At 71.7% G+C, this 26,737-nt stretch carries 31 protein-coding genes; 17 read left to right on the top strand and 14 right to left on the bottom strand.

All coding sequences use genetic code 11. The features are described from left to right. Positions 1–110 precede the first annotated feature (110 nt). The gene (locus IXW69_RS05035; protein ID WP_194785269.1) at positions 111–617 is read right to left on the bottom strand and encodes a PH domain-containing protein; all 507 of its coding nucleotides are present in this window, start codon (positions 615–617) and stop codon (positions 111–113) included. Positions 618–690: 73 nt separating this feature from the next. After that, the gene (locus IXW69_RS12175) at positions 691–1,239 is read right to left on the bottom strand and encodes an SRPBCC family protein (RefSeq protein ID WP_194785268.1); all 549 of its coding nucleotides are present in this window, start codon (positions 1,237–1,239) and stop codon (positions 691–693) included. A gap of 25 nt (positions 1,240–1,264) precedes the next feature. On the opposite strand from IXW69_RS12175, the gene IXW69_RS05025 reads away from it, so the two are divergent. Further along, on the top strand, positions 1,265–1,834 hold the full coding sequence (locus IXW69_RS05025) for a TetR/AcrR family transcriptional regulator (RefSeq protein WP_194785267.1): 570 nt from the start codon (positions 1,265–1,267) through the stop codon (positions 1,832–1,834). 58 nt (positions 1,835–1,892) lie between these two features. Here IXW69_RS05025 and IXW69_RS05020 read toward each other — a convergent pair whose 3' ends face one another. After that, complete coding sequence (locus IXW69_RS05020; protein WP_194785266.1) at positions 1,893–2,483, bottom strand: hypothetical protein; 591 nt, start codon at positions 2,481–2,483, stop codon at positions 1,893–1,895. Between the two features lie 125 nt (positions 2,484–2,608). Then, the gene (locus IXW69_RS05015) at positions 2,609–2,968 is read right to left on the bottom strand and encodes a cupin domain-containing protein (protein WP_323745182.1); all 360 of its coding nucleotides are present in this window, start codon (positions 2,966–2,968) and stop codon (positions 2,609–2,611) included. A 164-nt stretch (positions 2,969–3,132) separates the two neighbouring features. Here IXW69_RS05015 and IXW69_RS05010 point away from each other — a divergent pair, with 164 nt between their 5' ends. The 3 genes from IXW69_RS05010 to IXW69_RS05000 all read left to right on the top strand — a co-directional run bounded on the left by IXW69_RS05010 (position 3,133) and on the right by IXW69_RS05000 (position 5,140). Then, complete coding sequence (locus tag IXW69_RS05010) at positions 3,133–3,801, top strand: HAD family hydrolase (protein WP_194785265.1); 669 nt, start codon at positions 3,133–3,135, stop codon at positions 3,799–3,801. Positions 3,802–3,926: 125 nt separating this feature from the next. Then, complete coding sequence (locus tag IXW69_RS05005) at positions 3,927–4,535, top strand: dienelactone hydrolase family protein (RefSeq protein ID WP_194785264.1); 609 nt, start codon at positions 3,927–3,929, stop codon at positions 4,533–4,535. Beyond that, a complete protein-coding gene (locus tag IXW69_RS05000; protein WP_228524800.1) occupies positions 4,532–5,140 on the top strand; it encodes a GNAT family N-acetyltransferase in 609 nt (202 codons plus the stop codon). Before IXW69_RS05005 ends, IXW69_RS05000 begins: the two co-directional genes overlap by 4 nt. 33 nt (positions 5,141–5,173) lie before the next feature. Here the strand turns inward: IXW69_RS05000 and IXW69_RS04995 are convergent, their stop codons facing one another. Beyond that, on the bottom strand, positions 5,174–5,584 hold the full coding sequence (locus IXW69_RS04995) for a VOC family protein (RefSeq protein WP_194785263.1): 411 nt from the start codon (positions 5,582–5,584) through the stop codon (positions 5,174–5,176). 153 nt (positions 5,585–5,737) lie between these two features. On the opposite strand from IXW69_RS04995, the gene IXW69_RS04990 reads away from it, so the two are divergent. Then, a complete protein-coding gene (locus IXW69_RS04990) occupies positions 5,738–6,007 on the top strand; it encodes a hypothetical protein (protein ID WP_228524798.1) in 270 nt (89 codons plus the stop codon). Next, positions 6,004–6,279 carry a ribbon-helix-helix protein, CopG family gene (locus IXW69_RS04985; protein WP_194785262.1) on the top strand — a complete coding sequence of 92 codons (276 nt, stop codon included), beginning with the start codon at positions 6,004–6,006 and terminating at the stop codon, positions 6,277–6,279. The genes IXW69_RS04990 and IXW69_RS04985 overlap by 4 nt, the downstream gene beginning before the upstream one ends. Here IXW69_RS04985 and IXW69_RS04980 read toward each other — a convergent pair. Next, positions 6,276–7,133, bottom strand: a complete 858-nt coding sequence (locus IXW69_RS04980; protein ID WP_194785261.1) for a hypothetical protein — start codon at positions 7,131–7,133, stop codon at positions 6,276–6,278. The two genes, IXW69_RS04985 and IXW69_RS04980, sit on opposite strands and share 4 nt — an antisense overlap. Positions 7,134–7,197: 64 nt before the next feature. Between IXW69_RS04980 and IXW69_RS04975 the strand changes: the two genes are divergently transcribed. After that, positions 7,198–7,830 (top strand): SGNH/GDSL hydrolase family protein, encoded by a 633-nt coding sequence (locus tag IXW69_RS04975; RefSeq protein WP_194785260.1) that lies wholly within the window; start codon positions 7,198–7,200, stop codon positions 7,828–7,830. Positions 7,831–7,853: 23 nt separating this feature from the next. On the opposite strand, the gene IXW69_RS04970 is transcribed toward IXW69_RS04975, so the two are convergent. The 4 genes from IXW69_RS04970 to IXW69_RS04955 are packed head-to-tail and all read right to left on the bottom strand — an operon-like array spanning position 7,854 to position 10,974. Then, positions 7,854–8,351, bottom strand: a complete 498-nt coding sequence (locus IXW69_RS04970; RefSeq protein WP_194785259.1) for a DUF3995 domain-containing protein — start codon at positions 8,349–8,351, stop codon at positions 7,854–7,856. A gap of 47 nt (positions 8,352–8,398) precedes the next feature. Continuing rightward, entirely contained in the window at positions 8,399–9,262 is an 864-nt protein-coding gene (locus IXW69_RS04965) for a DUF3626 domain-containing protein (RefSeq protein WP_194785258.1), read from the bottom strand. A gap of 41 nt (positions 9,263–9,303) precedes the next feature. Further along, positions 9,304–9,687, bottom strand: a complete 384-nt coding sequence (locus IXW69_RS04960) for a hypothetical protein (RefSeq protein ID WP_194785257.1) — start codon at positions 9,685–9,687, stop codon at positions 9,304–9,306. Positions 9,688–9,744: 57 nt separating this feature from the next. Then, positions 9,745–10,974, bottom strand: coding sequence for an ATP-binding protein (locus IXW69_RS04955; RefSeq protein ID WP_194785256.1), 1,230 nt, complete (start codon positions 10,972–10,974; stop codon positions 9,745–9,747). An 87-nt stretch (positions 10,975–11,061) separates the two neighbouring features. Here IXW69_RS04955 and IXW69_RS04950 point away from each other — a divergent pair, with 87 nt between their 5' ends. The 5 genes from IXW69_RS04950 to IXW69_RS04930 all read left to right on the top strand — a co-directional run bounded on the left by IXW69_RS04950 (position 11,062) and on the right by IXW69_RS04930 (position 13,426). Then, positions 11,062–11,256: a hypothetical protein gene (locus IXW69_RS04950; RefSeq protein WP_194785255.1), complete on the top strand. Its 195-nt coding sequence runs from the start codon at positions 11,062–11,064 to the stop codon at positions 11,254–11,256. Positions 11,257–11,265: 9 nt separating this feature from the next. Further along, complete coding sequence (locus IXW69_RS04945) at positions 11,266–12,015, top strand: tyrosine-protein phosphatase (protein WP_194785254.1); 750 nt, start codon at positions 11,266–11,268, stop codon at positions 12,013–12,015. Positions 12,016–12,079: 64 nt separating this feature from the next. Next, positions 12,080–12,409 carry a hypothetical protein gene (locus IXW69_RS04940; protein ID WP_228524797.1) on the top strand — a complete coding sequence of 110 codons (330 nt, stop codon included), beginning with the start codon at positions 12,080–12,082 and terminating at the stop codon, positions 12,407–12,409. Between the two features lie 5 nt (positions 12,410–12,414). Beyond that, positions 12,415–12,684, top strand: coding sequence for a hypothetical protein (locus IXW69_RS04935; protein ID WP_194785253.1), 270 nt, complete (start codon positions 12,415–12,417; stop codon positions 12,682–12,684). A gap of 4 nt (positions 12,685–12,688) precedes the next feature. Continuing rightward, on the top strand, positions 12,689–13,426 hold the full coding sequence (locus IXW69_RS04930) for a formylglycine-generating enzyme family protein (RefSeq protein WP_194785252.1): 738 nt from the start codon (positions 12,689–12,691) through the stop codon (positions 13,424–13,426). Positions 13,427–13,509: 83 nt separating this feature from the next. Here the strand turns inward: IXW69_RS04930 and IXW69_RS04925 are convergent, their stop codons facing one another. From IXW69_RS04925 to IXW69_RS04915, 3 genes are all read right to left on the bottom strand, one after another. After that, positions 13,510–16,011 (bottom strand): helix-turn-helix transcriptional regulator, encoded by a 2,502-nt coding sequence (locus IXW69_RS04925; protein ID WP_194785251.1) that lies wholly within the window; start codon positions 16,009–16,011, stop codon positions 13,510–13,512. Between the two features lie 436 nt (positions 16,012–16,447). After that, positions 16,448–18,163 carry a catalase gene (locus tag IXW69_RS04920; RefSeq protein ID WP_194785250.1) on the bottom strand — a complete coding sequence of 572 codons (1,716 nt, stop codon included), beginning with the start codon at positions 18,161–18,163 and terminating at the stop codon, positions 16,448–16,450. A 111-nt stretch (positions 18,164–18,274) separates the two neighbouring features. Then, complete coding sequence (locus IXW69_RS04915; protein WP_194785249.1) at positions 18,275–19,612, bottom strand: multidrug effflux MFS transporter; 1,338 nt, start codon at positions 19,610–19,612, stop codon at positions 18,275–18,277. A 198-nt stretch (positions 19,613–19,810) separates the two neighbouring features. Between IXW69_RS04915 and IXW69_RS04910 the strand changes: the two genes are divergently transcribed. The 5 genes from IXW69_RS04910 to IXW69_RS04890 all read left to right on the top strand — a co-directional run bounded on the left by IXW69_RS04910 (position 19,811) and on the right by IXW69_RS04890 (position 25,643). Further along, complete coding sequence (locus IXW69_RS04910) at positions 19,811–20,872, top strand: phosphodiester glycosidase family protein (protein ID WP_194785248.1); 1,062 nt, start codon at positions 19,811–19,813, stop codon at positions 20,870–20,872. Between the two features lies 1 nt (position 20,873). Continuing rightward, positions 20,874–22,190 carry a bifunctional glycosyltransferase family 2/GtrA family protein gene (locus IXW69_RS04905; RefSeq protein ID WP_194785247.1) on the top strand — a complete coding sequence of 439 codons (1,317 nt, stop codon included), beginning with the start codon at positions 20,874–20,876 and terminating at the stop codon, positions 22,188–22,190. 84 nt (positions 22,191–22,274) lie between these two features. Beyond that, positions 22,275–22,916, top strand: a complete 642-nt coding sequence (locus tag IXW69_RS04900) for a hypothetical protein (RefSeq protein WP_194785246.1) — start codon at positions 22,275–22,277, stop codon at positions 22,914–22,916. Between the two features lie 58 nt (positions 22,917–22,974). Then, on the top strand, positions 22,975–24,861 hold the full coding sequence (locus tag IXW69_RS04895; protein ID WP_194785245.1) for an FUSC family protein: 1,887 nt from the start codon (positions 22,975–22,977) through the stop codon (positions 24,859–24,861). A gap of 122 nt (positions 24,862–24,983) precedes the next feature. Further along, complete coding sequence (locus tag IXW69_RS04890; protein WP_194785244.1) at positions 24,984–25,643, top strand: malonic semialdehyde reductase; 660 nt, start codon at positions 24,984–24,986, stop codon at positions 25,641–25,643. A 265-nt stretch (positions 25,644–25,908) separates the two neighbouring features. On the opposite strand, the gene IXW69_RS04885 is transcribed toward IXW69_RS04890, so the two are convergent. Further along, positions 25,909–26,658: an anaerobic ribonucleoside-triphosphate reductase activating protein gene (locus IXW69_RS04885; RefSeq protein WP_194785243.1), complete on the bottom strand. Its 750-nt coding sequence runs from the start codon at positions 26,656–26,658 to the stop codon at positions 25,909–25,911. Positions 26,659–26,737 lie beyond the last annotated feature (79 nt).

Raw genomic sequence — 26,737 nt, 5'->3', positions numbered from 1 at the left:
GCGGTCATCGTGATGACTCCGTTCGAGAGTGCTGTGAGAAGTTCACTCGAAGGATCACACGGTGGCCGCGTCCTTGTCCGGGACGATCACAGGGCCACCGCGCTACACCACTATCGGGGACTCAACTCGTACCCCATCGCCGTCGACCATGCCCAGATGTCGTCGAGCTGCTCGGAGACGCGCAGCTGCGCGGTCTGGGCGTCCCCGGCCGACGCCGTGATCGTCCCCAGACGGACGGGCCTCGACCCGTCGGCGGGCCTGAGCTGGGCGACCGCGGTGGACCTCGTGCTCGTGCGCGACCCCTCGAAGGCGATGAGGGCGCCGCGCGAGTCGGGCCACGGCACGTGGGTGCTGCCGAGGAGCTCGCGCACGTCGATGCCGTCGGGGCCAAGGACGACCCTGCGACGGCGCAGCCAGACGAAGAGCCCGATGAGCAGCGCGCCGAGGACGATGAGGAGGGCAGTGCCTCCAGGATCGTTCTGCGTGAGGAGCAGGAGCCCGCTCAGCACGCAGAAGATGCCGAAAACCAGGCAGACGACAGCCACGATCTTGACGAACCCGGGCACGCCGTAGGTCCGGGTGGGAGCGGCGGAAACGGCGGGAGCCTGAGGAGTCACCTCATGGAGGCTAGGTGAGCGGAAACGGCTGCGCATGCTGAGCGCCCGGGGAGCGCTGCCCGCGGCGAGCGGGTCACCGACCCTGCTGGCCAGGTCGGGCAGTGTGACCTGATCCCGCCGCCGCCCGGCGTTCCGCCTCACGCCCGATCGCGGCGACGAACTCCTTGAGCTGATCCGTGAGCACATCCCCGCGCAGCATCCAGCCCACCCCGAGCCCGGCCATACTCTCCGCACTGGTCAGTCGACAGGCCTCCGCACTGGTGGGCACGACGACGTTGCGATGAACAGCGACTACCCAGAGGGCCGTCCCGGTCCACGTGAGCTCGGCGCCGCGCTCGACCCGCTGAATCTCAGAGCGTAGAGGGAACCCGCCGCTGCACCACGAGAATCGGGTACCGGGCACGAGCGGCCCGAGCCCTGCATCCAGCTGTATCCGCGTCACCTCTGGGATGAAGGCGGGCCAGGACGCGAGGTCGGAGAGAGCGTCGAAGACCCGGTCCGCGGGGGCATGGATGTCGGCCGTAGCGGTCGCCTGGACGGGAGCCTTGGCGTCAATGCGGCCATGTCGAGCAGCCTCGACAGCGCGAGATACGTTGCGTGAGATGCTTCGACCGTAATGCATCGTGTTGTCGCGTTAGGGTACCGGGATGACACGTGAACTCGTCGGCTGTTTGCGACCGGGTGGACGCACCGCTCGCACTCGGGAGGCCGTTCTCACCTCCACGCGCGAGCTTCTCGCGCAGGAGGGGCCCGCAGCGATGCGCGTTGAGCTCATCGCTGCGCGCGCAGGGGTCCACCGCTCGTCGATCTATCGACGTTGGCGTGATCCCACAGGCATCATTGCCGACCTCGCCGCAGAGGTCACAGCCAGCCTTGAGCAGCCGGACACTGGAAGTCTGCGTGGGGACCTCGCGGCCATGGCGAACCAGCTTGCGACCCGGCTCGACGCCGTGGGTTCTGCGCTCGTCCGTGCGCTCGGTGCGTGGCCGGACGTGCGAGTCCAGAGGACCCTTGAGCGGTTCTGGGCGGAGCGCCGAACTGACGTCGGAAGGATCCTCGCTCGCTATGGGTCGGACGCCGAGCCCGCGGACGTCCTGCGCCTGGCTGCCGGGCCGATCCACTATCGAGCAGTCATCGAGCGTCGCCCGATCGATCGCCACGTCGTCGACGACGCCGTCGATGCGGCGCTCACACGCGCCGAGTACCCCGCCTCCTAGGACAACCAGGCTACTCGGACCCGTACCTCCCCCGACCACCCTTGTCACCGCTCGACTGTCACCGCTCCGCACCGGTCATCGCAGTCCGCGCCGGGGACTCTCTGCCGCCGGTCTCCGTCCATGCGCGCAGGCGCCACCGCCCGTGCTCCAGGCACGGGACGACGGCGCGGCCGTCAGCGTCCTCGAAGCCCCACAGCAGCCGCACCGCACGCAGACGCCCTCCCGCGCGCACGAGGAGGTCGACGTCGGCCAGAGCAGCACTGCGCTCGACGACCCGCACCACCTTCCCGAGCTCGGGCGCTCGCGCCGGGCTCCGCGGGTGGAGGCGGCCTGCGACCGCGCCCGGGCACGTCGGGCTGAGGAGCTCGTCGATCCGCCTCCGCGCCCCGCGCGCCACCGCCGCGGCGAGCTCCGTGGTCGCCTGGACGGCGCCGTGCAGGTCGAGTCCGGCGTCGCCGAGGTGCAGGACGGCCGGCCGGTAGGTGGCGAGGAACGCGGGAACGGAGCAGGGGTGCACCTCCTCGTCCGACATCACCCACTCACGGCCCTCCGGGGTCATGGCGACCCGGAGACTCTGGCCGCGTCGCACCTCGGACGGAGTGGCGAGGCGGGGGCTGCACGAGGAGTTCACCATCGAGCGATCAACCATGCCGAGGACGCTAGGAAGAGCCCCTGGAGCGGACCTGCGAACGCCCCCAGACTCGGCTAGTACCTCTGCACGCTGGTACGACCACTGCCGCGAGCGCCTCTGGTGCGCCGTGTCCGAGCGAGGAGCTACTCGCCCTCGAACTCGCGGGGGATGGCCGTCAGGAGGAGGACCGTGTCAGCCTGCGCGCGCAGCGAGTGGCGGGTGAGCGGGATCTGCGCGAGGTCTCCTGCGCGCAGGTCGGTCGTCTCGCCGTCGGCGGTCAGGCCCACGCGTCCGGACAGGACGTGGAGCGTCGCCTCGCCCGGAGCCTCGTGCTCGGCGAGCTCGGCACCGTCCGCGAGCGCGATGAGGGTCTGACGCAGCTGGTGCTCCTTCCCGGGGATGAGCGAGCGGCTCGCACGGTGGGAGCCGTGGGAGCGCGCCCGGTCCAGGAGCTCCTCGGCGATGGCGTTGACGGACGTCACGAACGGCTTGGACTCTGGCACGGCTTCTCCTTCGACGATCTCTCGGCGCCCGCCCACACGACGGACCGGGAGTACCAGGCTGCCACTCCCGCGTGTGAGGAACCTGGGCGCGGGCCGCTCGACCACCCGACGCAGCCCACAGGTCCCGGTCAGCGCACCGGGCCCATCCGTGCGACGGTTGGCCCATGACACGCGACACCGTCCTGCTCGACGTCGACGGCACCCTCATCGACTCCACCTACCACTGCGCCATCGCCTGGGCGCAGGCCTTCGAGAGCTTCGGCATGAAGCCGCCCCTGTGGCACATCCACCGCGCGATCGGCATGGGCGGCGACCAGCTCGTCCCGCACGTCACCGACCAGAGCGTCGAGGAAGAGCACGGCGACGCGCTGCGCGAGGCCTGGGAGGACGCCTACCGCCCGATGATGGACGACGTCCGGGCCTTCGACGGGGTCCGGGAGCTCGTCGACCTCCTGCACGCCCGCGGGGTGAAGGTCGCGCTCGCCACGAGCAGCAACAGCGAGTTCGCCCAGAAGGCGCTCGAGACGATCGGCATGGCCGCCGAGGACTTCGAGTCCATGACAACGTCCTCCGACGCCGACGCCTCCAAGCCCGAGCCCGACATCCTCGCCTCCGCGCTCGAGAAGGCCGGCGGCAGCCGGGCACTCCTCGTCGGCGACAGCACGTGGGACATCGAGGCCGCCAAGCGCATGGGTGCGCCGTGCGTCGCCGTCCGCACCGGCGGCTTCGGCGTCGACGAGCTCACGGAGGCGGGCGCCGTCCTCGTCGTCGACGCCGTCGGTGACCTGCTCGACGCCGACTGGGACGGGCTCCTGGAGTCCGAGCCGCGCTGAAGCTCGTCCCCGCGGGGCCGGACGGCGTGGTCGCCGGTCGGCAGGCCGCCGTCCCAGGGCTCGACGGCCACGGGACGCTCACCGACCATTGACGCGCTCGTCGCGAGGGCCGGAGGATTCCCGTCATGGCCACGATCGTCCTGTTCCACCACGTCCTCGGGCTGACCGACGGCGTGACCGCCTTCGCCCAGGCCCTGCGCGACGCGGGCCACGACGTCCTCACCCCCGACCTCTTCGAGGGCCGGACCTTCACCGACCTCCCGGCCGGCCTCGCCCACGCCGGCGAGATCGGCGATGACGAGCTCCTCGCCCGGGCCGAGCACGCCTGCGCGGACCTGCCCGCGGACGTCGTCTACGGCGGCTTCTCCCTGGGCGTCATGCCCGCCGAGCATCTCCTCCTCACCAGGCCCGGCGCCGCCGGCGGCCTCCTCCTGCACTCCTTCATCGAGCCCGCCCAGCTCGAGGGCTCGTGGCCGGAGGACTGCCCCGTCAGTCTCTTCGCGATGGACGCCGACCCGTTCCTCGTCGAGGACGGGGACCTCGACGCCGCCCGGAGCTGGCAGCCCGCGCACCCGAACCTGGGGATCCACCTCTACCCCGGTGCCGGTCACCTCTTCATGGAGCCCGGCTCCCGCGACTACGACCCGGCCGTCACGAGTGGCGTCGTCGACGACGTCCTCGCCTTCCTCGCAGCACTGCCGCAGCCGGGGGCCGAGGCCGAGGGCGCCCGGTGAGCCCGGCTGGCAGCGCGCCCGCCCCGGCGGACGGGGAGCGCACCGTCGTGCCCCTCGGCCCGGAGACGTGGGAGCTCTTCGCCGAGCTCGTCGAGCGCAACAACGGCGTGTACGGCGGGTGCTGGTGCATCGGCTACCACCCCGAGTGCGGGCAGGTGCCCCGCTCCGTCCACCAGGAGGTCAAGCGCGCCCGCGTCATGGACGACGCCGCCCACGCGGCCCTCGTCGTCGACGCCGACGGGCTCTGCCAGGCGTGGGCACAGTACGGCCCGCCGGACGAGCTGGCCGGTATCAAGCACAAGCGCGAGTACCTCAAGGAGGCACCGCCGACGCCCGACTGGCGTCTCACGTGCGTCTACGTCGACCCGCGCCACCGTGGGCAAGGTCTCGCCCGCGAGGCGATCACGGGGGCGCTCGGTCTCATCGCGGCGGCCGGGGGCGGCAGCGTCGAGGCCATCAGCGAGACGACCGACGGTCGCACCGCGCAGGGCCGTTTCCTCTTCACCGCGACGGCGGAGCTCCTTGAGGACCTCGGCTTCGAGCGTGTGCGTCAGGTCGGCAAGCACGCGTGGATCCTCACGCGGGAGGTCGCGCCGGCGTCCTGAGGCGCGGGGCGCGTGAGGGCGCACCGGTGCCTCTCAGGCGCCTTGGTCACCCGTCTGGTAGCCGATGAGCCAGCGGACGCCGTAGCGGTCGCGGACCTGCCCGTCGACGTCGCCCCAGGGCCGCACCTGCAGGGGGGCGAGGACGGTGCCGCCGTCGGACAGGCCCTCGAACCAGCGCGTGAGGGTCTCGCCGTCAGCCGTGCCGAGCAGGGCGACGCTCACGCCCTCCATCGAGACGGTCGCCTCGCCGACGACGGCGTCCGTCCCGTACACGGGGACCGGACCGCTGAGGGCGCCGTGGCAGATGAGCTCCGCTGGAGCGTCGGTGCGCCCCATGTCCGTGTTGGTCAGCAGGGTCAGCTCCCCGCCGAAGATCCGCTGGTAGAAGCGGAGGGCCTCGGCGGCGGTGCCGGGGAACCACAGGTAGAGGGTGGGGGCGGTCATGGCGGGCTCCTTGGAGGCAGGTCAACAACGGGGTAACCCAGTCTGATTCATGTCGTGCCCCTGTGATCCCCTGAACGCAGCACCCCATCGACATTCCACCGCGCCCACTTCTGTAATACAATAGTTGTGCCTGCGGTAGCCCGAGGAGCCGTCTTGGCCGTCTTCATCCACCCCCGCGTCCACGACCGACATCCAGAGATCTCCGACGACGACGCACGAACAGCATGGGAGCAAGCAATCCGCTCGGCTCCACGGTCGGCCACCCCGAACATGTGGGTCACCGTCGGAACTGACAGGCGTGGTCGGCTCATCGAGCTCGTCGCCAGGTCCAACGCCGAGGGCGACTGGCTCGTGTTCCACGCGATGACACCCCCGTCCAGCAAGACCCTGACCGAGCTCGGTCTGAGAAGGAGCCGACGATGACCGACGACCACGACGCACTCAACGCTCGCTTCGGCGTCACCGAGGATCAGCTCGACGCCGACGCAGCCCCCTTCGAGGAGGGCAGCTGGGACGGGCACCTGGACGCGCCCGTCATGGGCCGCCCGCGGCTGTTCGACGAGGAGCTGCGCACCGTCTCACTGAGAGTCCCCGCATCGACGGTCAAGGCGTTGGACGACCTCGCAGCCTCCCAGCACGAGACCCGATCGGCGCTCCTCCGCCGGGTCATCGACGCCACACTCAAGAGCGCCTAGCGGGAGCAAGCTGTGAGCGCGGCGGTGAGTCGCTCCGCGATGCCTTCGGGGCTGAGGGCGAGCACCTCGGGCAGCGTGAGCCCGTCCGCGAGCGCGGCCGTCACGGCCTGCCGGCCCAGCCAGTAGCCGACGCGGTCCGGCCAGGGAGACCCGGCGGCGGTGGCGCCACCGGCGGCCCACGTCGCCACGAGGAGCCCCTCGTCCGGGTGCAGCGGGTCCACGCCGAGGGCGGCCCGAAGCTCCGGGAGAGCCGCCTCGCAGCGGGCGGCCCAGTCGTCGTCCGGCACCATGAGGTACTCGCGCTCGGGCCTGCGGGGGGCCACCCGCTCGCTCGCCACGACGGCGACGCCCTCGGCCCAGGACAGCATCCCGGCGCTCGCCTCGAGCTCCGGGCGGTCCGCGAGCGCCTCGCCGACGGCGAGGAGGTGGGCGACGTGAGTCATCTCGTGGGCGGCGAGCACGTCGGCCCGCTCGGGCTCGATCTGCTCAAGGGCGCAGAAGAGCGCGGGGCCGCCGTGGTGAAGAGTCACCCACGCGTCGGATGCGCCCACGCCGACGAGAAGGGCGATCGACACGTCGTAGCCGAGGGGGAGGAACCCGAGCTCACGCAGGGCCTTCTCCGCGCTGGCCAGCGCGGCCGTCATGGCGGCGGCGCGCTCCTCGAGCTGGGGCGCCAGTGAGTCGAGAGAGGCGATGGCGTCGTCCCTGCGGGACGGGTCCCCGTACATCCCGTAGTAGGCGCCGAAGGTGTCGGCGTGGGCAGCCTCCACGCGCTCCCAGGCCGAGGTGCGCTCCGCGCTCGGCAGGGCGGCGACGGCGACCACGTCAGCGACGGTCGAGTCGAGGATCTCCATGAGGGCATTCAATCGGAGTGCCCGCCCCTTGTCCGCAACGTCACGGCCGGGGGAGCCTCGTCCCATGGCTACTGCTCCCGACGCGCGGAACTTCCCGACGGTCGCCTTCCTCGGCGACTCGATCAGCACGGGATTCCGAGGGCTCACCCACCCTCGCAGCCGGTGGACGAGCCGCGTGTGCGACGAGCTCGGGTGGCGCGAGACCAACCTGTCGATCAACGGCATGGGCTTCTTCCGGCGCCGCGGGGAGCGCCCCACGGTGGAGGACACCTGGGCGAACACAGCCGAGGACACGCTCCTCCTCGACGCCCTGCTGCGGGCCTACCCGGCCACCCTCGTCATCTCGCTCGGCGGGAACGACGCCTTCCTCCTCGCCGAGCACGCCGATGAGGTCCGTGCGGCGATCTTCCGGGACCTCTCGCGCGTGCACGAGCAGCAGCCCGACCTGCCCGTCGTCGTCGCGCCCTTCAACGGGCCGGCTCGGGTCTCGGAGCGCTTCGCACCCGTCATCGGGTGGATCCGCGAGGCGTGCGACGCCAGCGGCCACGTCTTCACTGACGCCCTCATGACGGCGATCAACGACGACCTCAGCCTCGTCTGCGACGACTGCATCCATCCCAACGACGACGGCCACGCCCGACTGGCCGCGTCGATCCTGCCCGTGCTCCACGACCTGCCTCTGCGCGAGCCACGCTGAGGCGTCGACGTTGACCTGCCGCATCATCGCTGCTCAGCACGTGGGCGTCTGCTCCGGGTCCCGAGGAGCCCGACGGCGAGCAGGAGGCCCCAGGCGAGGAACAGCGGGTCCCACAGCCAGGCGTGACCGATCATCCCGGGACGGTCGAACCCACCTGACGGGGCGACGACGCCCGCGAGGACGAGGTTGCCGACCACGGTGTTGACCCCGCCCCAGACGGCGAGGACGACGGCGCCCAGCCAGCACACGAGACGCGAGAAGAGCCGCCACGGCCACCCCCTCGACGCGAGCCAGACCGGGAGGACGGCGAACACGGCCTTCACCGCGGCCACAGGGAAGAGGAGCCACCGCTGATCCCCAAAGTCGCTCACGATCCGCGCGCCGAGGGTCACGAGGAGCCAGTCCCCGCCGAGCGCCCAGTACAGGCTGAAGGCGGCGTGCACGAGGCCGAGCGCGGCCGCCGCGACGAGGGCTGCCCGGGTCCATCGAGAGGCCGCCGATGCGCGACCTCCGTCAACCATGGGGGACGGCCCGCGAGGCGCGGTCGGGCTGCTGGTGCGCCCACGCATCACCGGCTACCTCGTCCCGGCTCACGCGCCTCACCCCACTGGGCCGTGAGGTGCCACAGCTGCTTGAGGGCCCGTGCGTCGAACTCCCCGGCGCGCACCGCGCGACCGATCGCGAGCGCGTCGATCGGTCCGTCGGCCGCGAGCGCCTCCCCCGCTGCGAGAGCCGGTGGGTCGCGGTAGTCCGCGTGCTCCCTCAGGGACTCGACGCTGAGCACCCGGCCATCGTGCCACTCGACCGGTACCCCGAGCGCGCGGGCAGCGTGCTCCACCGGTGTCCCGCGGAAGCACGGATCGAGGACGAGCGCCTCGACGTCGTCGGGCAGCCGGACTCCACCGTGCACCTGGGCCTCGATGTAGCCGTCGAGAGGATCTGCCCCGGGGCCGGCGGCGGTCCTGGCGGCCGCGGGTCGGGAGAAGCGCTCCGCGGTGCCGAAGGTGTCCGGGTCGAGGGCCGAGTCCGGGAAGCAGAAGGTGGCGCGGTCGAGGACGTCCTTGTGCAGCCTCACGACGGCGGAGCCGAAGCGCGGAGCGGCGCCGAGGGGGCGGTGATCGACGTCGAGGGCTCCGTAGACGGGCCGCGCGGAGGTCGGGGCATCGTCGTAGGCGCCGTCGAAGATGCGGCTCTCCCAGCGCCAGCGGTCCCCACCGGGGTAAGCCGTCAGCCCACCATTGCTGGTCCCGGTCTCGAACTGGGAGCGGAGGCGGCCGTCGTGGGCGAGCGCCCCGAGGATCGTGCGACCAGCCGTCTCGCGGTCGGGATGGAAGTTGATCGTGATCCGCAGGTCGCGGCCCACCGGCCCGCCCGTGGACCGTGCGGCGACCGCGCCAAGGGCGGCCTGCGACCACGTGCTCAAGCCCTCCATGCGGCGAGACTAGCGGCCAGCTCGGGACAGCGACGGCGCGCTCAGCCCACCAGGGTCCTGTACCGGAGTGCGAGTCCACGGTGCAGCGCGCACAGTGGGACGGCGATTGCGGGAAGGAGCTCGTCGAGCGCGCTCGGGGCCGTGCGCAGGGAGAGCAGGAAGGCGAGGCGCATCGAGGTGTCCTCGAGCGCGCCGACGATCTCCCGCAGGACCTCGGGATCGGTCGTGGCGTCGAGCCCGCCAGGCAGGGAGACGTCGAGCGAGCGGACGTCGGAGACGCCGTCGTCGAGGATCCCGACCAGCTCGGCAGCCCTGCCCGGGCCGGAGAATCCCGGAAGGGCGGAGAGCTCGTCGGAGCGCTCGGACAGGCGGGCGACGGCGGAGGTCAGCTCATCCAGGACGGAGGCGAGCGGGGTGTCGGTCATGCGGTCAGTGTGCCCGACGATAAGGCCGGACGGTCATCCAGCGTCGACCTGCGTGCGTCAGGCGCCCAGCGAGATGAGGGCGACGACGGCGGTGCCGTCGGGACGTCGGTAGCTGTAGCCGCCACCAGTGATGATGACGCGCCGCACCGTCGGGTGGAGCGAAGGGTCGACCTTCGCCGCGAAGCGAGCAAGGGAGTCCGCGGCACGGTCCACCACGTCGCCCTGCCAGCCGAGCTTCGCCTCGACGATGACGAGCACACCGTCGTTCTCCTCCACGACCGCGTCGACCTCGGCGCCGACCGAGTCACGGGCGTGCATGACGGTCCTCCCGGAGTACACCCGGAGGTCGTGGACCACCTGCGACTCAAAGAGCTGACCGGCGTAGGCGAGATCTCGCATGAGTGAGTCAGGTCGTGCCTGGAGCGCGGCGACGGCTAGCGACGGGTCGGCCAGATGGCGTTTCGGCTCGCGACGCAGCATCGCCCGGGACCGCAGGTGACTCGACCAGGCGGGCTGGTCCTCGATCGCGAAGACCCGCGCCAGGACGGTGAGGTAGTCGCGCGTGGCGTCCCTCGAGAGCTCCGCGTCCGCGGCGAGTGTGGACACGTTGATCTCCGTACCGACTCCGCGTGCGAGGGCACGCAGCAGCCTGCGAATCCTCACGGGGTCGTGGGCCACGTCGCTCACGGCGCGCAGGTCTACGTCGACGAGTGAGTCGAGGTAGTCGCGCACGCCTGCCACGACGTCGCTCGGACGGTCGTCCAGGAAGCCCGGCCACCCACCGGTCGCGAGTCTCTCGATGAGTCCCTCGAAGGGGAGGGCGGGTTCACCCGCCTCGATCGCGTCGCCAGCGACAAGATCCCGCCAACGGACCGCTGCCGTGGAGTGGCCGCTCTCCTCCAGTGACATGGTCCGCATCCGGACGCGGGCGAAGCGACCCGCACCACTGTGCCGACCGAGGTCCGCGCTCGGCGCGGCTGAACCAGTGAGGATGAACTGCCCCTTCGTGTGAGTCTCGTCGACACGGCGCCGCACGAGGTTCCACAGACGGGGCTCGAGGTGCCACTCGTCGAGAAGCCGCGGAGTCGGGCCGTCCAGGACGAGGTGCGGCACCGTCTCCATGAGCCGGGGGACGTTCGGGTCCGTGTCGACCTCGACGCTGCTGGCGGCCACCTGCAGAGCGGTCTCGGTCTTCCCGCACGCCTTGGGGCCTTCCACCACGGCCGCACCTGCGCGCCGCAGCGCCGCCCGGAGCTCCTCGTCCGCCTGCCTGGCTCGGTACATCATCCGCCCGTTCCTCACATGGAGACCACGCTGGTCGTCAGTTTGAAACGCTATCACTCGCCAGAATGAAGTATTCTCAGTCGTCAATTTGTGGATCGTGATGACGCCCATGAGCGGTTCACGAAGGCTGACGGCGAGGTGATCAACTCAGCCCTCCGGTGCCACCGCGCCACCCAGGACATGCTGGTGGAGATCGTCGAGCGGCTGACGATCGACGGGGTCGGCCGCCGGCTGTTGAGCCGCGACGATTCCGACGTCCTGCAGGACGCAACGGTCTCCCGATAGCCTCGGCCCGTGCGAGAGCTCAGCTGGGGCGGCGTCCCCAACGTGCGCGACCTGGGCGGACTGCCCACCGTCGACGGCGGGGCCACCGCCTTCGGGCGCGTGGCCCGCGGACCGCGCCGCGAGCTGCTCGACGCGCGCGGCTGGGATGCGGCGCGCGCGTGGGGCCTGCGGACCGTCGTCGACCTGCGGTGCTCCTACGAGACCGGTCCGCGCGAGGGTGACCCCGGCGTGGCGACGCCGGCCGACGTGACCGTGGTGCAGGCTCCCTTGGAGGACCACGACGATCCCGAGTTCCGCCGCATCTGCTTCCCGGTCCTCGACTCCCCCGAGTACTGGGAGCACAACCTGCGGATCCTGCCCGACCTCGTGCGCGGCGCCCTTGAGGCCGTGGCGACGGCCGAGCCCGGAATCCTCGTCCACTGCTCGGCCGGGCGCGATCGCACGGGGCTCATGTCCGCCATCCTGCTGTCCCTGGCCGGTGTCCCGGCCGAGGTCGTCGCGGAGGACTACGCGCTGTCGACGCGCGCGATGGCGGGCACCGCGACCCATGCACCGACCCACGACCGGCAGGAGGCGTGGACTCCGGCGCGCGTCGACGGGTGGCTGGATGAGGTGCTTCCGATCGTCATCCGCTTCGCCCAGCAGGCCCCCGAGCACCTGGACCGGATCGGTCTGGCGGTACAGCACCGGGACGCGATCCGGACCCTGCTGCGGGGCAACGCACCGGTCACCGCCGGAGGCAGGGTTACCAAGGACTGAGGTGGCTCGGTCGCGGACAGCCCACACAGCCTCGATCTCGAGCGAAACGCCAAGCCTGGCACGGGTGAGGCCCATCGCCGCGACGTCGAGCCCAGTCAGCTCCGATGCTGACGGGGTCAACCTGGTCCGCATCGACGTGCGAGCTGCCGCAGGTTACCTTGGATGCATGGACGACCCGTTGATCGCCCCATCCGCGCTCAAGCACGGCTTGACCGAGGACGAGATCCTGCACGCCTATCGGCACCCGATCCGCGCGTGGGATATGGGCGACGGGTTCACCATGATCATTGGCCCGAATCGAGCAGCACTCATTCTCGAGGTCGGATACGTCCAAGGCACGACGACCGTCGTCATCGTCCACGCGATGCGCGCCCGCGAGAAGTTTATGAGGTGACCACCATGCCCCGCACAGTCGACGAGATTCTCGCCCACGCCGACGAGCTCGCCACACGATTCGAGAACTACGATCCCACCTCCGCGGAGGAGCTCGATGTGGCTGCGATGACAGAGCTGCGCTCCGCCGTCGCCGAGCAGGCAGCTGCCGAGCGCCACGTCATCGCCGCCGTCGCCGACGCACGTCGCTCAGGGATGTCCTGGGCGGCTGTCGGCGACCTCGTCGGGACATCCGGCGAGGCTGCTCGGCAGCGCTACCAGCGCCTCATCGCCTGACACCATGTGCACCTTGCAGCCGCCGACTCTCGTGCCCCTGCCGCCGGGGCCCGTCACTCTGCGTGATGCCCGGCGCGGCACCACTCGCGAGGTCGTCCTCGACGCCTTCGAGATCGCCGTCAGCCCCCTCCACGATCCCGTCACCGGTCTGCCGACGACACCCCTGACCTGGTTCGACGCGATCCGGTTGTGCAACGAGCTCTCCGAGCAGGTCAGCCTCCGGCCCGCGTACGACGTTGAGACCGACGGCCGTCGCGTCGCCTGGGACACCGCCGCGGACGGTTACCAACTGCCCACTGAGGCCGAGTGGGAGTACGCCTGCCGCGCCGGGACCACCACCCCCACCTACGAGCCCCTGGAGCTCGCCGCCTGGACGAGCCTCGACCACGTCGACGGGCCGCAGCCGGTCGGGCGGAAGGCGGCCAACGCGTGGGGCCTGGCGGACACGCTCGGCAACGTCTGGGAGTGGTGCTGGGACTACGCCGACCCCGCGCGCTACGCCGACTACCGGAGCCTGCGCGGCGGCGGCTGGGCCGACGAGCCGTGGAGCGTGCGCGTCTCGGTCCGCCGCGGGAGCGCCCCGGACGCGGTCCTCGAGGACGTGGGCGTGCGCGTCGCGCGCGGCGCCGTCGGGCGACCCGGCGAGGCCCAGGGCTGGTCGCACCGTGAGGACCAGCGGCGCGCGGACGTGCGCGGACCACTCCCCGTGGGCTGGACCCCTCTGCGGGAGATCCTCGACTGAGGACGACGCTCAGTCGGCCCCACGCCGACCACGCCGCCGAGCCCCGTACCGGCGAACGAGGTGACCGTCACCCGGGTCCGTTCTCACCGCGGTTCCGTGACGACCCCGGGCGGCTCCGGGAGCTCGCCTGACAGGCGGGCGACCTGGATGGCCGCCGCCCGATCGTGCACCCCGAGGCGCTTGTAGATGGCCTTCGCGGTGGAACGGACGGTCTCGACGCCGAGAACGAGCTCGTCGGCCACCTGCGCCATCGTCAGCCCCCGGCTGAGGTACTCAAGGATCTCGCGCTGGCGGGGCGTGAGCGCGACCGCGGCGGGGGTGTCCGCGTTGCTGACCTTCACCCCGGGGTAACGGGACAGGTCCGAGGGCAGGTTCTCCAGGACCCGCCCCCGTGGTGGGTCGGGCAGGAGCGCCACCAGGCCCGGCTGCCCCGACCAGGTCCGCCCCCGGGCCGTCAGCTCGTGGAGCCCGTCGCGCTCGTGCTCGGCCGACATCGTCAGCAGCCCCGCGCGAAGCACCTGGGCCACCATGACCCACCGCGGGCTGGCGGTTCCCGAGGAGATGAGCTCGTTCACGATCCTCACGCAGTGGTCCGGCTGCCCCGCCAGGAGCGCCAGCTCGGCGTCAACGAGCGCGGCCGCGTCCGGCGGCAGGTAGGTGCGGCTGACGCGCTCCTCGGCGTCATGCGCGTGCCCCTGACGCAGGTCCAGCAGGATGAGCACGAGACGAAGCGGCCACCACTGGACGGGCGCCAGGTCGTTCCACTGAGTGTGCGCCAGGTACCTGGTGATCCACTCGCGGGCCGCCATGTCCCCCTCCCGCACCAGGAGAGCCAGTCCACGGGCCTCGATCTCGAAGGGTGCGAACTGGTTGTTCGCGTCGAGGTCCTCCGCTGACGTCAGCGTCTGCTCGTGGTACGGATCGATGAGGAGCCGCGCGATCGAGGCGATGCGCTCCGCCTCAGGCTCCCGTGCACCGGCGTGCGCAGCCTTCTCCTCGAGGTCCTCCAGGAACGTCCGCGCTCTTGCCGCCATCGTCGCGTGCGCCGCCAGCAGCGCCTGCCGAGCCGACAGCCCCAGGCACAGCGCGGGACAGCGCACCTCGGCGATGGTGAAGGTCTCCGTGAGCTGGTTCGTCATCTGCAGCAGGTGCTGGGCGCTCGCTGCCCGCCCGAGCCCCATGGCGGCGTCAGAGGCGCCTAGAAGGAGCTGGGAGACGATCACGCCCTGGTCGAACAGGTGGTTGGAAATGATGTAGTCGACCGATGAGCGCTCCAGGAGGTCGGTGACGCACGCCTGCAGTGAGGAGATCACCTCGTCGAGCGCGTCGATCGCGGTCTGAGTCACCGGCGAGTGGAGCTGGGAGAGGAGAGTCATCCCGTCGGTCGAGATCCGGTCCGACAGCGCGTCGGCCGACGACCCGCAGCGTGTCGCCAACCAGAGCAGCTCGAGCCACGGCTGAGGCAGCTGAGGCGGGCCCACGATGTCCATGGTCAGGAACGGACGCATGCCGTGCAGATGGATCCAGCCCGCGGGCAGGCTCTCCGGCAGGAGCCTGTCCAGCGTGCGACGCTCACGGTGGGACAGCGTCGCCAGAAACGTTCCGTGCACTGCCAGGTACTCGTCCAGCGCCCCCCAGGCACGAAGTGACACCAGCAGGCTGATCGTCGCCCTCGCCGGAAGGTCAGCGACCGCGTCGACCGCCACTCGCACCAGCTCGCGGCGGAACCTGGCAGCCAGGGCCGGACTCCGCTCCGCCGTCAGGCGAACGACCTCAGCGGCCAGGACGGAGGGCATCCGAGCGAACCCTCGCTCCTCCTCGAGCACGGGTGCCAACCGTTGGGCGAGGAGCACGTCATCGACGGACACCTCTCGGGAGGCGACCTGTCTCACCACCTCAGCCACCGACCAGGGTGACAGCAACGGGATGAAGGCGTGGATGAGCTGCACGGGATCCTCGACCAGCTGGTCGAGCAGCCGGGCCGCCCAGCGCGAGGCGGCCGTGGAGAGAGCGCCCTCGGGGCGCGCCTCCTTGGCCCAGGCGTGCTGCTGCGCCCGCTCGCCGAGGAGCTCACCCGACGACGAGTCACGCAACGCCGCCCGAACCAGGGCCGGGACGCCTCCCGTGCCGACCAGGACGTCCCGACGCACCTCCACGTCCTGCCACGCCGCCGTGAGGCGAGCCAGCTCAGCCCCTCCGAGACGGAGCGCCTCACGGTCCAGGACGCACGAGAACTCCTCGTCGAGATCGGGCGTCACTGGCAGGTCCGTCACGCACACGATGATGACTCTGGGACACACGCCGTGGTGCTGCGCGGTCGCGAGAACCTTGCGATAGCCCTGGACGATGTCGGCCAGCGCCTGCTCCGCCCCCGGTGTGCCCGAGGGCAGGCTCTCCGTCTCCAGCAGGAGCACGGGGCTCTCCTCGAGACCGTCCGCCCACGTCCCCTCGCTCGTCACCTGCGACAGCGGCATCTCGATCACCGGCCTGACGCCACGGCCCGCCAGGGCACGACCAACCTGAGCGGGGAGGAACTCCTCAGGCGCCGCGACGAGAACTGCCGGGGCCTCTCGTACCAGCGTCATCGCCCTCTCCATGAGCAGCTCGAACAGCGGCTCATCATGAGCCGGACCTGTGGCAGGCACCGGCTTGTCAGTATCAGAAGTGGCGACCATGGCCATCCCCCTCACGCACGTGAGACGCATCTCCAGGACGGAGAGTGAGGCGACAGGATACTGACGTCGCGGTCATCAGCACGCCGGCCGTTCTCTCACGGCCCTGGCAGCCTGACCGGAGGAGCGGCAGGAGGCCCAGGGGGCCAGGTCAATCGGGCGAGCCTCGGCTGCCCGCACGCTCATGGTCCCGCCCCAGCGCGCAGCATTGACGCGCCCGCTCGCCCTGATGTTATGGAAAGGTACTTCTTCGCCAACTACGTCGCAGCGCGCGCCCATCCCTCCCGGACGCGCGCCCGGGACGGAAGACGTCAGACCCTGCGGAGGCGCGGCGGGGCAGGCCGCGCCGTCAGAGCACGAAGGGGTCCGCCATCGGGTCGGTGAGCGAGGTCGGGTCCTCCACGTTCGTGTCGCGCCCCTCAGGCGGGAGTCCCTTCGCGGACTCCGGTGAGGCGGGCTTCGTCGGGACGTTGAGGTCGGCCCCTGCGGCGTTGCGCCGGCGCCACAGCGGGTCGGAGTCCGGCGTCGGGTCGTCGAGGTCCACCGAGTCGATGTCGATCCCGAGGGCCTGCGCGACCCCGCGCCCGTAGTCCGGGTCGGCGTGGAAGCAGTTGTAGATGTGGCGGTGCTTGACCTGGAGGGTCGCGTCACCCATGTTGCGGGCCGTGTTCTCGCACAGGACGAGCTGCTGCTCCGGGGTCAGGGCGCGCCACAGCAGTCCCGGCTGCCAGTAGTAGAGATGGTCGTCCTCGCGGTTGTCCCACATCGCGAGGTCACCGCCGTCCTGCACCGGCTCCGCCAGCTCCGGGGAGTCCTTCCAAGCGCCGTAGGAGTTGGGCTCGTAGTGCAGCTCGGCGCCACGGTTGCCGTCCACCCGCATCTGCCCGTCGCGGTGGAAGGAGTGCGGGCAGGCGACGCCGCGCGGCTGGTTGACGGGGATCTGGTGGTGGTTGACGCCCACGCGGTAACGCTCGGCGTCGCCGTAGGCGAAGAGCCGTGCCTGAAGCATGCGGTCCGGCGAGTAGCCGATGCCGGGCACGATGTTCTGCGGTGTGAAGGCCGCCTGCTCGACCTCGGCGAAGAAGTTCTCCGGGTTGCGGTTGAGCTCGAGGACGCCGACCTCCTGGAAGGGGTAGTCGGCCTTCGGCCACATCTTGGTGAGGTCGAAGGGGTTCCAGTCGAGGGCGTCGGCCTGCTCGGTGGTCATCGTCTGGATGTACATCGTCCAGCGCGGGTACTGGCCCTTGTCGATCGCCTCCGACAGGTCGCGGCCGTTGGACTCGCGGTCCTGGGCGATGACGGTGGCCGCCTCCTGGTCGGTGAGGTTGGCGATGCCCTGCTGGGAGCGAAAGTGGAACTTGACCCAGGTGCGTACGCCGTCGGCGCTGATGAAGGAGTACGCGTGCGAGGACGAACCGTGCATGAAGCGGAAGGAGAGGGGGATCCCGCGGTCGGACATGATGATGGAGACCTGGAGCAGCGACTCGGGCAGGGACGTCCAGAAGTCCCAGTTCGTGTTGGGGCTGCGCAGGTTGGTGCGGGGGTCGCGCTTGACGGCGTGGTTGAGGTCGATGAACTTCTTGGGGTCGCGGAAGAAGAACACCGGGGTGTTGTTCCCGACGACGTCCCAGTTGCCCTCCTCCGTGTAGAAGCGCATGGCGAAGCCGCGGATGTCGCGCTCGGCGTCGGCCGCGCCGCGCTCCCCGGCGACGGTGGAGAAGCGCATGAAGAGCTCGCACTCGTTGCCGACCTCGCTGAAGATGCCCGCACGGGTGAGGTGAGAGATGTCGTGCGTGACGCGGAAGGTGCCCCACGCGCCCCAGCCCTTGGCGTGCATGCGGCGCTCCGGGATGACCTCACGGTTGAAGTGGGCGTTCTTCTCGATGAGCCACGCGTCCTGGAGCGCGACCGGCCCGCGGACGCCGGCCGTCATGGAGTCCTGGTTGTTGACGACGGGCGAGCCGTTCGCCATCGTCATGGGCTGCTGGTCGGCGGAGTCATTGCGGCTGGGCAGGTGGTCGCCGAGCCCGGCTCGGTCCATCGGGTCGGTCTGGGGATCAGTCATGGCTGCACCTCTCGTCGTGGAGAGCCCCCGCCCTCCGTCTCGAGGGTATCCACGATCACGTGGCCGCGCACGTCGGGGTCCCGCCGGCGGACGCCTTCGGAGCCGACCGCCTCAGCCCTCGACCTGGTCGCGCCCCAGCCGACGGCGTCCGGCCGCCTCCCGCTCGGCACGCAGACGCTCCTTCTCCCCCGGCCCGCGCAGGCCCGCGAGCGCCATGAGGTTGGCGAGGACGACGAGCACGATGAGGGTGATCCCGAAGGCGAGGCCGGAGGTCTCCCCGGACAGCCCGACGAGAGGGCTCGCGAGGCCGCCGGCAGCGAACTGGATGAAGCCGAGCAGCGCGGAGCCGGTCCCCGCCCAGCGCCCGGTGCGGTCCAGGGCGAGGGCGGGCAGGTTGCCGACGCTCATGCCGAGGCAGGCGACGTGGAGGACGAGCAGGGCGACGACGACGGCCAGCAGCGCCGTCGAGCTCACGGGCCGGCGCAGCAGGGCGATGGCGACGGCACCGAGGGCGACGTCGACGACGAGCTGGCACAGGAGACCGACCCGCACCTGCCGGGCGGGCGAGACGCGCCGCGCCTGCGAGCCCGCGATCGCCACGACGACGGTGACGGTGAGGCCGCAGACCGCGAAGACCACCGTGTAGGCGGACACGCTCATCCCCAGGACGCTCTTGAGGACGAAGGGCGCGGCGGACAGGTAGGCCATGAGCGTCGCGTAGAGGACCGCGTTGATGGCGACGAGGCGCACGAAGACGCGGTCCGCGCATAGGAAGCGGGTGCCATCGGCGAGGACGCCGAAGCCTCCGGAGAAGCGCTTCTCCTCGGGCAGGGTCTCCGGCACCCAGGCGAGCACCATGAGCAGGAGGACGCCCGTGAACCCGGCGACGACGCCGAGGACGCCGCGCCATCCGATCGCTCCGACGAGCGCGCCGCCGAGGATCGGAGCGAGCACCGGCGCGACGCCCTGGATGGACATGACGAGGCTGAGCGCCTGGGTGGCGGTGATGCCGCGGGACCGGTCCGAGATGACGGCACGGCCGAGCACCATGCCGGCGGCGCCGCCGAGTCCCTGGAGGAGCCGGGCGACGAGGAGCACGCCGATCCCGGGGGCGATGGCGGTGCCGACGCCCGCGACGAAGGCGAGGGCCGTGCCCCACACGAGGAGCGGTCGGCGGCCGAAGCGGTCGGAGAGGACGCCGATGACGAGCTGTCCGACGGCGACGCCGATCAGGAAGGCGGTCATCGTGAGCTGGACCGAGGACGCGGAGACCCGCAGGTCCTGGGCCATCTGGGTGAAGGCGGGGAGGTAGGTGTCCGTCGCCAGGGGCGCGACGGCGGCGAGTGCCGCGAGGGAGACGAGGAGTGTGCCGGAGAAGGACTCCCGCAGGGTCGAGGAGCCGTCGGTCGAGGGTTGGTGCCGCGGGGCGGTGGGGCGCCGAGTGCTCATGACACCGACGGTAGGGCGCCCGAACGGGCCGGTGCACCGCCGCCCGGCGTGAGATCGGCCCCGCGGGCCGGATTGCGCCGGTGAGCACGGTCACCGCAGCCCGCCCGGGTGGTGCGCGAGGCAGGCCAGCCCCGCTTCCACAGACCCTGCACAAGGTCGCCTGACGGCCACCACACACGAGCGCCCGAGCCTTGAGCCATGACACGCACGCACACCCCGGCCGGTTCCCCGGCCCCCGGCACGGCCCCCGCCGGGTCCGGCGCCGCAGGCACCGACCAGACGATCACCGAGCAGGCCGGGAAGCCGCGCCGCCACACGCGCCGCAAGTTCATCCTCGGCGGCGCGGGCGTCCTCGGCCTCACCGCCGCCGGGGGCTCCGCGTGGGCCCTCAACCGCTTCGTCATCGACCACGTCGAGGTCACCGACACCGCCGCCTACGAGGCCAAGAACGCCTCCGTCTCCTCGACGGCCACGGCCAGCGCCGCCACCGACGTCCAGATCGGCGACAACACCTACACCTCGTCGAACACGTCGATCACGATCAAGCAGGTCTCCACCGGCTCCGGCTCGGACACGGTCACCTACTACACGGCGGACATCCAGCTCGCCGACGCCACCACCGTCCGCAGCGCCTTCGCGAACAACGAGTTCGGCGAGAACATCACCGCCAAGCCTTCCGTCATCGCCGAGGACAACGACGCCGTCTTCGCCATCAACGGCGACTACTACGGCTTCCGCTCCGACGGCATCCTCATCCGCAACGGCACCGTCTACCGCGACGACGGCGTGCGCGACGGCATCGCCTTCTACACCGACGGCCGCGTCGAGGTCTACGACGAGACCTCCACGACCGCCCAGAAGCTCGTCGACGCCGGCGTGTGGAACACGGCCTCCTTCGGGCCGGCCCTCGTCAAGGACTCCGCGGTCCTGGACGGCATCGACGACGTCGAGGTCGAGGTCGACACGAACGTCGGCAACCACTCCATCCAGGGCGACCAGCCCCGCACGGCGCTGGGCTACATCGGCACGGACCACTACGTGTTCGTCGTCGTCGTCGACGGCCGCAACGAGGGTTACTCCAAGGGCGTCACCATGACCGAGCTCGCCACCATCATGCTCGGCCTGGGCTGCCAGTGCGCCTACAACATCGACGGTGGCGGATCGAGCGCCATGTACTTCAACGGCTCGATCATCAACCAGCCGTCCAACGGCGGGGAGCGCGCGACCTCCGACATCTTATACGTCAAGAACGGAGCCTGAGATGAGCCCCGCGACCCGCCAGACCACCGGCTCCTACCCGACGCGCCGCCGCGTCCTGGCCCCGGAGACCGGGCCGCTCGTGTCCGGCTCGACGCCGAGACGCACGGTCAGCCGCGCCACCGGCGCCTTCAGGCCGGTCGCGGACGACACCGCCACGACCGCCGACGACGTCGCCCGCGAGACCGCGCGGGACGTCGCTGCGGGAACGGCGGGCCCGGCCACGTGGCCCGCAGCCCCTGCCACGGCGACCGCGCCGACGAGGGCGAGCCGGACGGCCACCGCCACGCAGGCCCGGCCGACGCGCCTCGTCGTCCTCGTGCCCGCCTACCAGCCCGACGACCGCCTCGGCGACCTCGCCGAGGACCTCCTCGGCGCCCTGCCCGGCTCGCAGGTCCTCGTCGTCGACGACGGCTCCGGCACGGCCTACACGCAGGTCTTCGCCGACGCCGCGAACGCCGGCGCCCACGTCATCGGCTACCCGGTCAACGCCGGCAAGGGCGAGGCGCTGCGCACGGGTCTCGCCGCCGCCCGCGAGCGCTGGCCCCAGGCCGACGTCGTCTGCGCCGACGCCGACGGGCAGCACACGCCCCACGACGTCGCCGCCGTCGCCGCGCGCGTCCGCGAGACCGGCCGCATGACGCTCGGCGTTCGCGAGTTCACCGGCCCCGTGCCCGCGCGCAGCCGGATCGGCAACGACCTCACGGCGCTCCTCTTCCGCGGCGCCACCGGCTGGCGGCTGCGCGACACCCAGACGGGCCTGCGCGGCTACCCGGCTGGCGGCTACGGCTGGATGCTGCGGGTCCCCGGCGACCGCTACGAGTACGAGCTCTCGGCCCTGCTGCGCGCGAGCGAGCTGGGGATGGAGGTCGAGCAGGTCGGCATCGAGACGGTCTACGAGCCAGGCAACGGTTCCTCGCACTTCCGGCCGATCGTTGACTCGGCGCGCATCTACGCCCCGCTCCTGCGCTTCATGGGGGCGAGCCTGGCGAGCTTCGTCATCGACTGGGTGGGCGTCATGCTCATCCACGCGCTCACCGGGAACCTGCTCGCCTCGGTGATCGGGGCCCGGCTCGTCTCCAGCACCGCGAACTTCTTCATGAACCGAAGGGTCTTCCGGGCGGCGCCCGGGACGATGCGCCGGACCGCGGCGCGGTACGTGGCCCTGGCGGTCGGGATCATGGCGGCGAGCTACGTCCTGCTGGCGCTGCTCACCGGCGTCGGGATCCCGCTGGGGATCGCGAAGGTCATCGGGGACACGCTGCTCTACCTCGTGAGCTACTCCGTGCAGCGTCGGGTCGTGTTCCGCGAGAGGCGCTGAGCGCGTGCCCGGGCGGGGAGCAAGAAGCAGCGGGGGCTGGTGGACAAGGGAGTCCACCGGCCCCGCGCCGCGTAGCCTCGCCGCGTGACCTCCTCCGACGCCCGCGCCACCAGCCCCGACGACTGGAGGACCGGCGTCGCCTGGGTGTGGCGGCTCCTCCTGGCCCTCGCGGCCGGCTGGGCCACCTGGCTCATGCTCTCGGGCCGGTCCACCGCGCTCGTCCTCGACCAGCTGCGCTACTTCACCATCGAGTCGACGATCGCCGTCCTGGTGGTCAACGTCGGCGCCGTCGTCCGACCGCTGCTCGTGCGCTCGGGCCCCTACCGCTTCGAGGGACGGCGCTCCTGGTTCCGGGGGCTCGCCACCTCGATGACCGTGTTCACCGGGATCATCTTCGCGACCCTCCTGGGGCACTCCTACCCCGACACGGCGGGGAGGATCGCCCACGCCGCGCTGCCCGCGGCCATGCTGCTGGACTGGCTGCTCGTCGGGCGCTCGCACCGGCGCCTGGCCTGGTGGGTGCCGCTTACCTGGGCGGCGGTCCTCGTCCCCTACCTCTTGCTCTACGCGTGGGACGCCCGAACCTTCGGCGCCCCCATGTACCCCTTCCTGGACCCCGCCCGCGCCGACTGGTGGGGCGTCGTCGCCGCCGTCGCCGTCGCCTTCCTGGCCCTCACCTACCTGCTCCGCTGGCTCGCCCGTACCACGGGGCGCCGTCGGGGCTGAGAGGTCGGGCGGTCATCGTGCCCCGGAGCGTGTCAGGCGCAGGTCCTATCCTCAGAGCATGAGGTCGACGGCACTGAGCACGGGCACGCAGGGGGCGAGCCGTCTCGGCCGCAGCCTCATCACGCTCCAGCCCGCACCGGGCCGCGCACGCCGCGCCGTCGGCTGGGTGGCCGCCGTCGCAACCGGCCTCGTCCTCACCTCACTCATCCTGGGCCCCTCGAAGGGCGCGCTCGGGCTGCTCGGCGCCATGGCCGCGAACGTGGGCCGCGAGTCGCCCGCGCCCAGGCGCATCCGACGCTGCCTCGTCGTCGGAGCGGCCACCCTGCTGTGCCAGGCGATCGGCATGGCCATCGCGCCGTGGCCCTGGCTCATCCCGCCCGTCATGACGGCGATCACCCTCGTCGTCGTGTGGTCGTGGCACGCGCTCGTCACCGGCCCGCCCGGCCCCATCAACACGGTCTTCGCAGGTGCCTTCGGCACCTACATGGCCTCCCACGGCTTCACGATGGGCTCGCTCCTGCCGATCACCGCGATGGCCTGGGCCCTCGCGACCGCCACCTCCTTCCTCATCCTCAGCCTCGACGCCCACGGCCCCGAGCGGCAGGCGGTCGAGGACGCCGAGGCCGCCGTCGAGGCCTTCTGTGAGCTCGATCCCCCCGACCCCGGGGACGCCGCGGCCGTCGAGCGGCTCAGCACCCGCCGCGCCCGCGCCTGGAACGCCGTCGACGGCGCCTGGCACGTTTTGCGCACCGGCCGCACGCCGGGCACCGTCCCGCGCAGCCGGACCCTCCAGGGGCTCGAGCGGCGCCTCCACTGCGCGCACCTGAGGCTCGTCGCGAGGCTGCAGGAGCAGGCCTTCCCCTCCGAGCCCGCCGATGTCGCCGAGCACTCCGACCTCGTGCCGATGGGGCAGCCCTCGGCCGGGTACCTCCTGCGCACCGCCCTCACGCGCGGCTCGCGGCCGACGCTCGTGGCGACCCGTGCCGCCCTCGCCGTGCTCCTCGCCTCGTCCCTGGCGTATCTGTCCCCCGTCGGCCACCCGTACTGGTCGATCCTCGCCTCGCTCATCATTCTGCACATGGGGGCCTCGCGCGCCGACCTCACGATCCGCGCCGCGCACCGCATCCTCGGCACCGCCGTCGGCGTCGCGCTGTACCTCGGCATCGTGTCCCTCGCCCCGGGGCCGTGGGTGCGGCTCGCGATCGTCATCCTCGCGATCTACGGGCTCGAGGCGTTCGTGACGCGGAACTACGCCGTCGGCGTTGTCTTCGTGTCGGTCTTCGCCCTCATGCTCACCCCGACGACCTCGATCGCCCAGATCGAGGTCCTCGCGCGGGACCGCGTCCTCGAGACGATCATCGGGGCGGGCTCCGCGGTCCTCATCGTGTGGCTCGTGGGGCGGCGCGCGCCCGTCCTGCTCGTGCGCCAGCAGTACCGGCTCACGCTGCGCGCCCTCCTCGAGGTGCTCGAGGACCTCGCCTCCGGCCGCTCCGAGCACGGCCCCGTGGGCCGGGTCCTCACTCGGGGTGAGCGGGCTCCACGCCACGACCCCGTCCGCGACCACCGCCGGCACCTCCTCTTCGAGCTCGGCCGGGCCGGGGTCATCCTCGCTGGGCAGAAGCCGGACGCGCCCGCCGCCCTCGAGCCGTGGACCCGCCTCCAGCGGGCCGTGTCCTCCCTGGGATACGACGTCGTCGCGGCCGCCTGGCGTCAACCGGGCTCCGGTCGGGAGGCCGCCGCGGAGGCGTACGAGCAGCTGGCGATGATCGTCGCCGGGCTGCCGCCGATCTCCTCCCAGAACATCGACCCCGTGGACCTCGCCGCCCGGGTGCGGCTCATCAACCTCGCCTTCGTCGCCGACTCCGGCGCGGCGGGCACGGACACGGACACGGACACGGACACGGACACGGACACGGACACGGACACGGACAGCATGACCTCCTGAGGCTCGGTAGCCGCCCGCTGCCGGCGCACGAACCCGGAGAACTACGGGCGGCCCGGCGCCCACGCGGGCACGAGGGCCACGGCCCCCCGGGTTTTCACGGTCGAACGCGTGAGAATAGGTGCATGGCCTCTCCGAGCGAGCCCCTTGACACCATCCATCACCCTTCCGTGCCCGCACCCGTCCCGAACGAGTGCGCCCTCACGGAGCCGGACGCGCAGCTGCTCTTCGGCGGAGCGCGCACGGCCTACGCCTTCACCGACGAGGCCGTCACGGACGAGGTGCTGCGAGCGATCCACGAGCTCGCGAAGTGGGCGCCGACGGCCGTCAACGCGCAGCCGCTCCGGGTGGTCGCGGTCCGCAGCGAGGAGGCTCGGGCCCGTCTACCGCCCTGCCTGCCGCGAGGGCACAGGGAGCAGTCCGCCGGTGCGCCGCTCACCCTCGTGTGCGCGGCGGACCGGGCGCTCACGGAGACGCTCGAGCGGGTCCACCCGCGCGGGGCGCGCTACCGGGCACTGCTCGCCGAGGGCGGTGCGGAGGGGACGGCGGCGTGGGCGCGAACCAGCGCAACGGTGCAGGTCGGCTTCCTCATCCAGGCCATCCGCGCGGTCGGGCTCGCCGCCGGCCCGATGAACGGGGACCGGGGCGGCGAGCTGGCCGCGGCGTTCTTCCCCGACCAGGACGTCGAGGTGCTGGTCGTCATCAACGTGGGACACCCGGCCGCGGACGCCTTCCAGGTGCGCAACGAGCGGCTCCCCTTCGACGAGGTCTACCGGGTCGTCTGAGCCCGGCTGTCCACCAGGGCGCCTCAAGACAGCCGACCGGGAGCGCAACGGGAGCGGCCAACGCTCTGACCTGCAGCGACGCGCGCGGCCCGCTCGAGCGGCAGGTCCCGACGCGCCCTTCTGGACAGAGCGAACGCCATCTCGTGACGCTCTCAGCGGGTCAGAGCCTCAGCACCCTACCCGCACGGTCCCGTGCACGCCCCTGACCTGCGCAGACGTTCTCTGCGACAAGGCCGCCCCGATCTCTGACCCGCTCAGGGCACCATCACGCAGGCCGGTACGTGAACCTGTCCCACCCGAGGGTCTCGATCTGCGCGGCCATGCGCTCGCACTGCGCGTCCCAGCCGGGCGCGACCACCGCGAACTCGCCGTTCGTGCCCTCGGCGCGCGCCTGCTGGAGCGCGTAGACCCTGGCACCCGCCTCGTGCACGCGCCGCGCCACCTCCACCGCGTCGCGGGCGGTGACGTCGCCGGGGATGACGGTGGTGCGCACCTCGAGGTCGACCCCGGAGGCCAACGCCACCTCGAGGCTCTCCTGCGCCCGCACCGCGGCCCCGCCGCGACCGACGACCTCCTCGTAGTGCTCAGGCAGCGCCTTGGCGTCGAGCCCTACCCAGTCGACGAGCCCCGCGGCGAGCAGGTCCCGCAGACGCCCCGGGTAGGCGCCAGCCGTGTGCAGCCCGACCGCGAAGCCCATCTCCTTGACCTCGGCGGCGGCGTCGGCGAGCGCGTCCTGGCGCAGCGCCTCCCCGCCCGTGAGCACGACACCGTCGAGCAGGCCGCGGCGTCGGCGCAGGAGCGAGCGCACCTCGTCCCAGGAGACCGTGCCCGGCGTGCGGGTCGGGATGAGGTCCTGGTTGTGGCAGTAGAAGCAGTTCCAGGGGCAGCCCTGGAGGAACACGGTGGCGCAGAGGTGGTCGGGCCAGTCGACGGTGGACATGGGCACGAGCCCGGCGATCTGCAGCGAGTCGGCGGGGCGGGCGCCCATCTCGACGGCGGGGTCGGTGGCGGTCATAAGGCTCCTCAGGCGGGCGACGAGCAGTCTCAGCCAGGCGCGACGGCGGAGCTCGTGCCCCGCCGTCGGCGGCCTGACA

Origin of the sequence: Actinomyces haliotis (assembly GCF_015355765.1) — a bacterium.
Classification (GTDB): Bacteria; Actinomycetota; Actinomycetes; order Actinomycetales; family Actinomycetaceae; genus Actinomyces; species Actinomyces haliotis.
Note: the sequence above shows the minus strand (reverse complement) of the source record. Positions and strands in the feature narration are given on the sequence as shown.

Excerpts from the sequence above, each read along its gene's own strand:
- IXW69_RS04995 (WP_194785263.1), bottom strand. The coding sequence starts at position 5,584 with ATGACCGCCCCCACCCTCTACCTGTGGTTCCCCGGCACCGCCGCCGAG.
- IXW69_RS04885 (WP_194785243.1), bottom strand. The coding sequence starts at position 26,658 with ATGACCGCCACCGACCCCGCCGTCGAGATGGGCGCCCGCCCCGCCGAC.
- IXW69_RS05025 (WP_194785267.1), top strand. The coding sequence starts at position 1,265 with ATGACACGTGAACTCGTCGGCTGTTTGCGACCGGGTGGACGCACCGCT.
- IXW69_RS05010 (WP_194785265.1), top strand. The coding sequence starts at position 3,133 with ATGACACGCGACACCGTCCTGCTCGACGTCGACGGCACCCTCATCGAC.
- IXW69_RS04955 (WP_194785256.1), bottom strand. The coding sequence starts at position 10,974 with ATGATGTACCGAGCCAGGCAGGCGGACGAGGAGCTCCGGGCGGCGCTG.
- IXW69_RS04985 (WP_194785262.1), top strand. The coding sequence starts at position 6,004 with ATGACCGACGACCACGACGCACTCAACGCTCGCTTCGGCGTCACCGAG.
- IXW69_RS04915 (WP_194785249.1), bottom strand. The coding sequence starts at position 19,612 with ATGAGCACTCGGCGCCCCACCGCCCCGCGGCACCAACCCTCGACCGAC.
- IXW69_RS04910 (WP_194785248.1), top strand. The coding sequence starts at position 19,811 with ATGACACGCACGCACACCCCGGCCGGTTCCCCGGCCCCCGGCACGGCC.
- IXW69_RS04895 (WP_194785245.1), top strand. The coding sequence starts at position 22,975 with ATGAGGTCGACGGCACTGAGCACGGGCACGCAGGGGGCGAGCCGTCTC.
- IXW69_RS04890 (WP_194785244.1), top strand. The coding sequence starts at position 24,984 with ATGGCCTCTCCGAGCGAGCCCCTTGACACCATCCATCACCCTTCCGTG.
- IXW69_RS04965 (WP_194785258.1), bottom strand. The coding sequence starts at position 9,262 with ATGGAGGGCTTGAGCACGTGGTCGCAGGCCGCCCTTGGCGCGGTCGCC.
- IXW69_RS04920 (WP_194785250.1), bottom strand. The coding sequence starts at position 18,163 with ATGACTGATCCCCAGACCGACCCGATGGACCGAGCCGGGCTCGGCGAC.
- IXW69_RS05020 (WP_194785266.1), bottom strand. The coding sequence starts at position 2,483 with ATGGTTGATCGCTCGATGGTGAACTCCTCGTGCAGCCCCCGCCTCGCC.
- IXW69_RS04935 (WP_194785253.1), top strand. The coding sequence starts at position 12,415 with ATGCCCCGCACAGTCGACGAGATTCTCGCCCACGCCGACGAGCTCGCC.
- IXW69_RS04925 (WP_194785251.1), bottom strand. The coding sequence starts at position 16,011 with ATGACGCTGGTACGAGAGGCCCCGGCAGTTCTCGTCGCGGCGCCTGAG.
- IXW69_RS04930 (WP_194785252.1), top strand. The coding sequence starts at position 12,689 with ATGTGCACCTTGCAGCCGCCGACTCTCGTGCCCCTGCCGCCGGGGCCC.
- IXW69_RS04975 (WP_194785260.1), top strand. The coding sequence starts at position 7,198 with ATGGCTACTGCTCCCGACGCGCGGAACTTCCCGACGGTCGCCTTCCTC.
- IXW69_RS05005 (WP_194785264.1), top strand. The coding sequence starts at position 3,927 with ATGGCCACGATCGTCCTGTTCCACCACGTCCTCGGGCTGACCGACGGC.
- IXW69_RS04970 (WP_194785259.1), bottom strand. The coding sequence starts at position 8,351 with ATGGTTGACGGAGGTCGCGCATCGGCGGCCTCTCGATGGACCCGGGCA.
- IXW69_RS12175 (WP_194785268.1), bottom strand. The coding sequence starts at position 1,239 with ATGCATTACGGTCGAAGCATCTCACGCAACGTATCTCGCGCTGTCGAG.
- IXW69_RS04905 (WP_194785247.1), top strand. The coding sequence starts at position 20,874 with ATGAGCCCCGCGACCCGCCAGACCACCGGCTCCTACCCGACGCGCCGC.
- IXW69_RS04980 (WP_194785261.1), bottom strand. The coding sequence starts at position 7,133 with ATGGAGATCCTCGACTCGACCGTCGCTGACGTGGTCGCCGTCGCCGCC.
- IXW69_RS04960 (WP_194785257.1), bottom strand. The coding sequence starts at position 9,687 with ATGACCGACACCCCGCTCGCCTCCGTCCTGGATGAGCTGACCTCCGCC.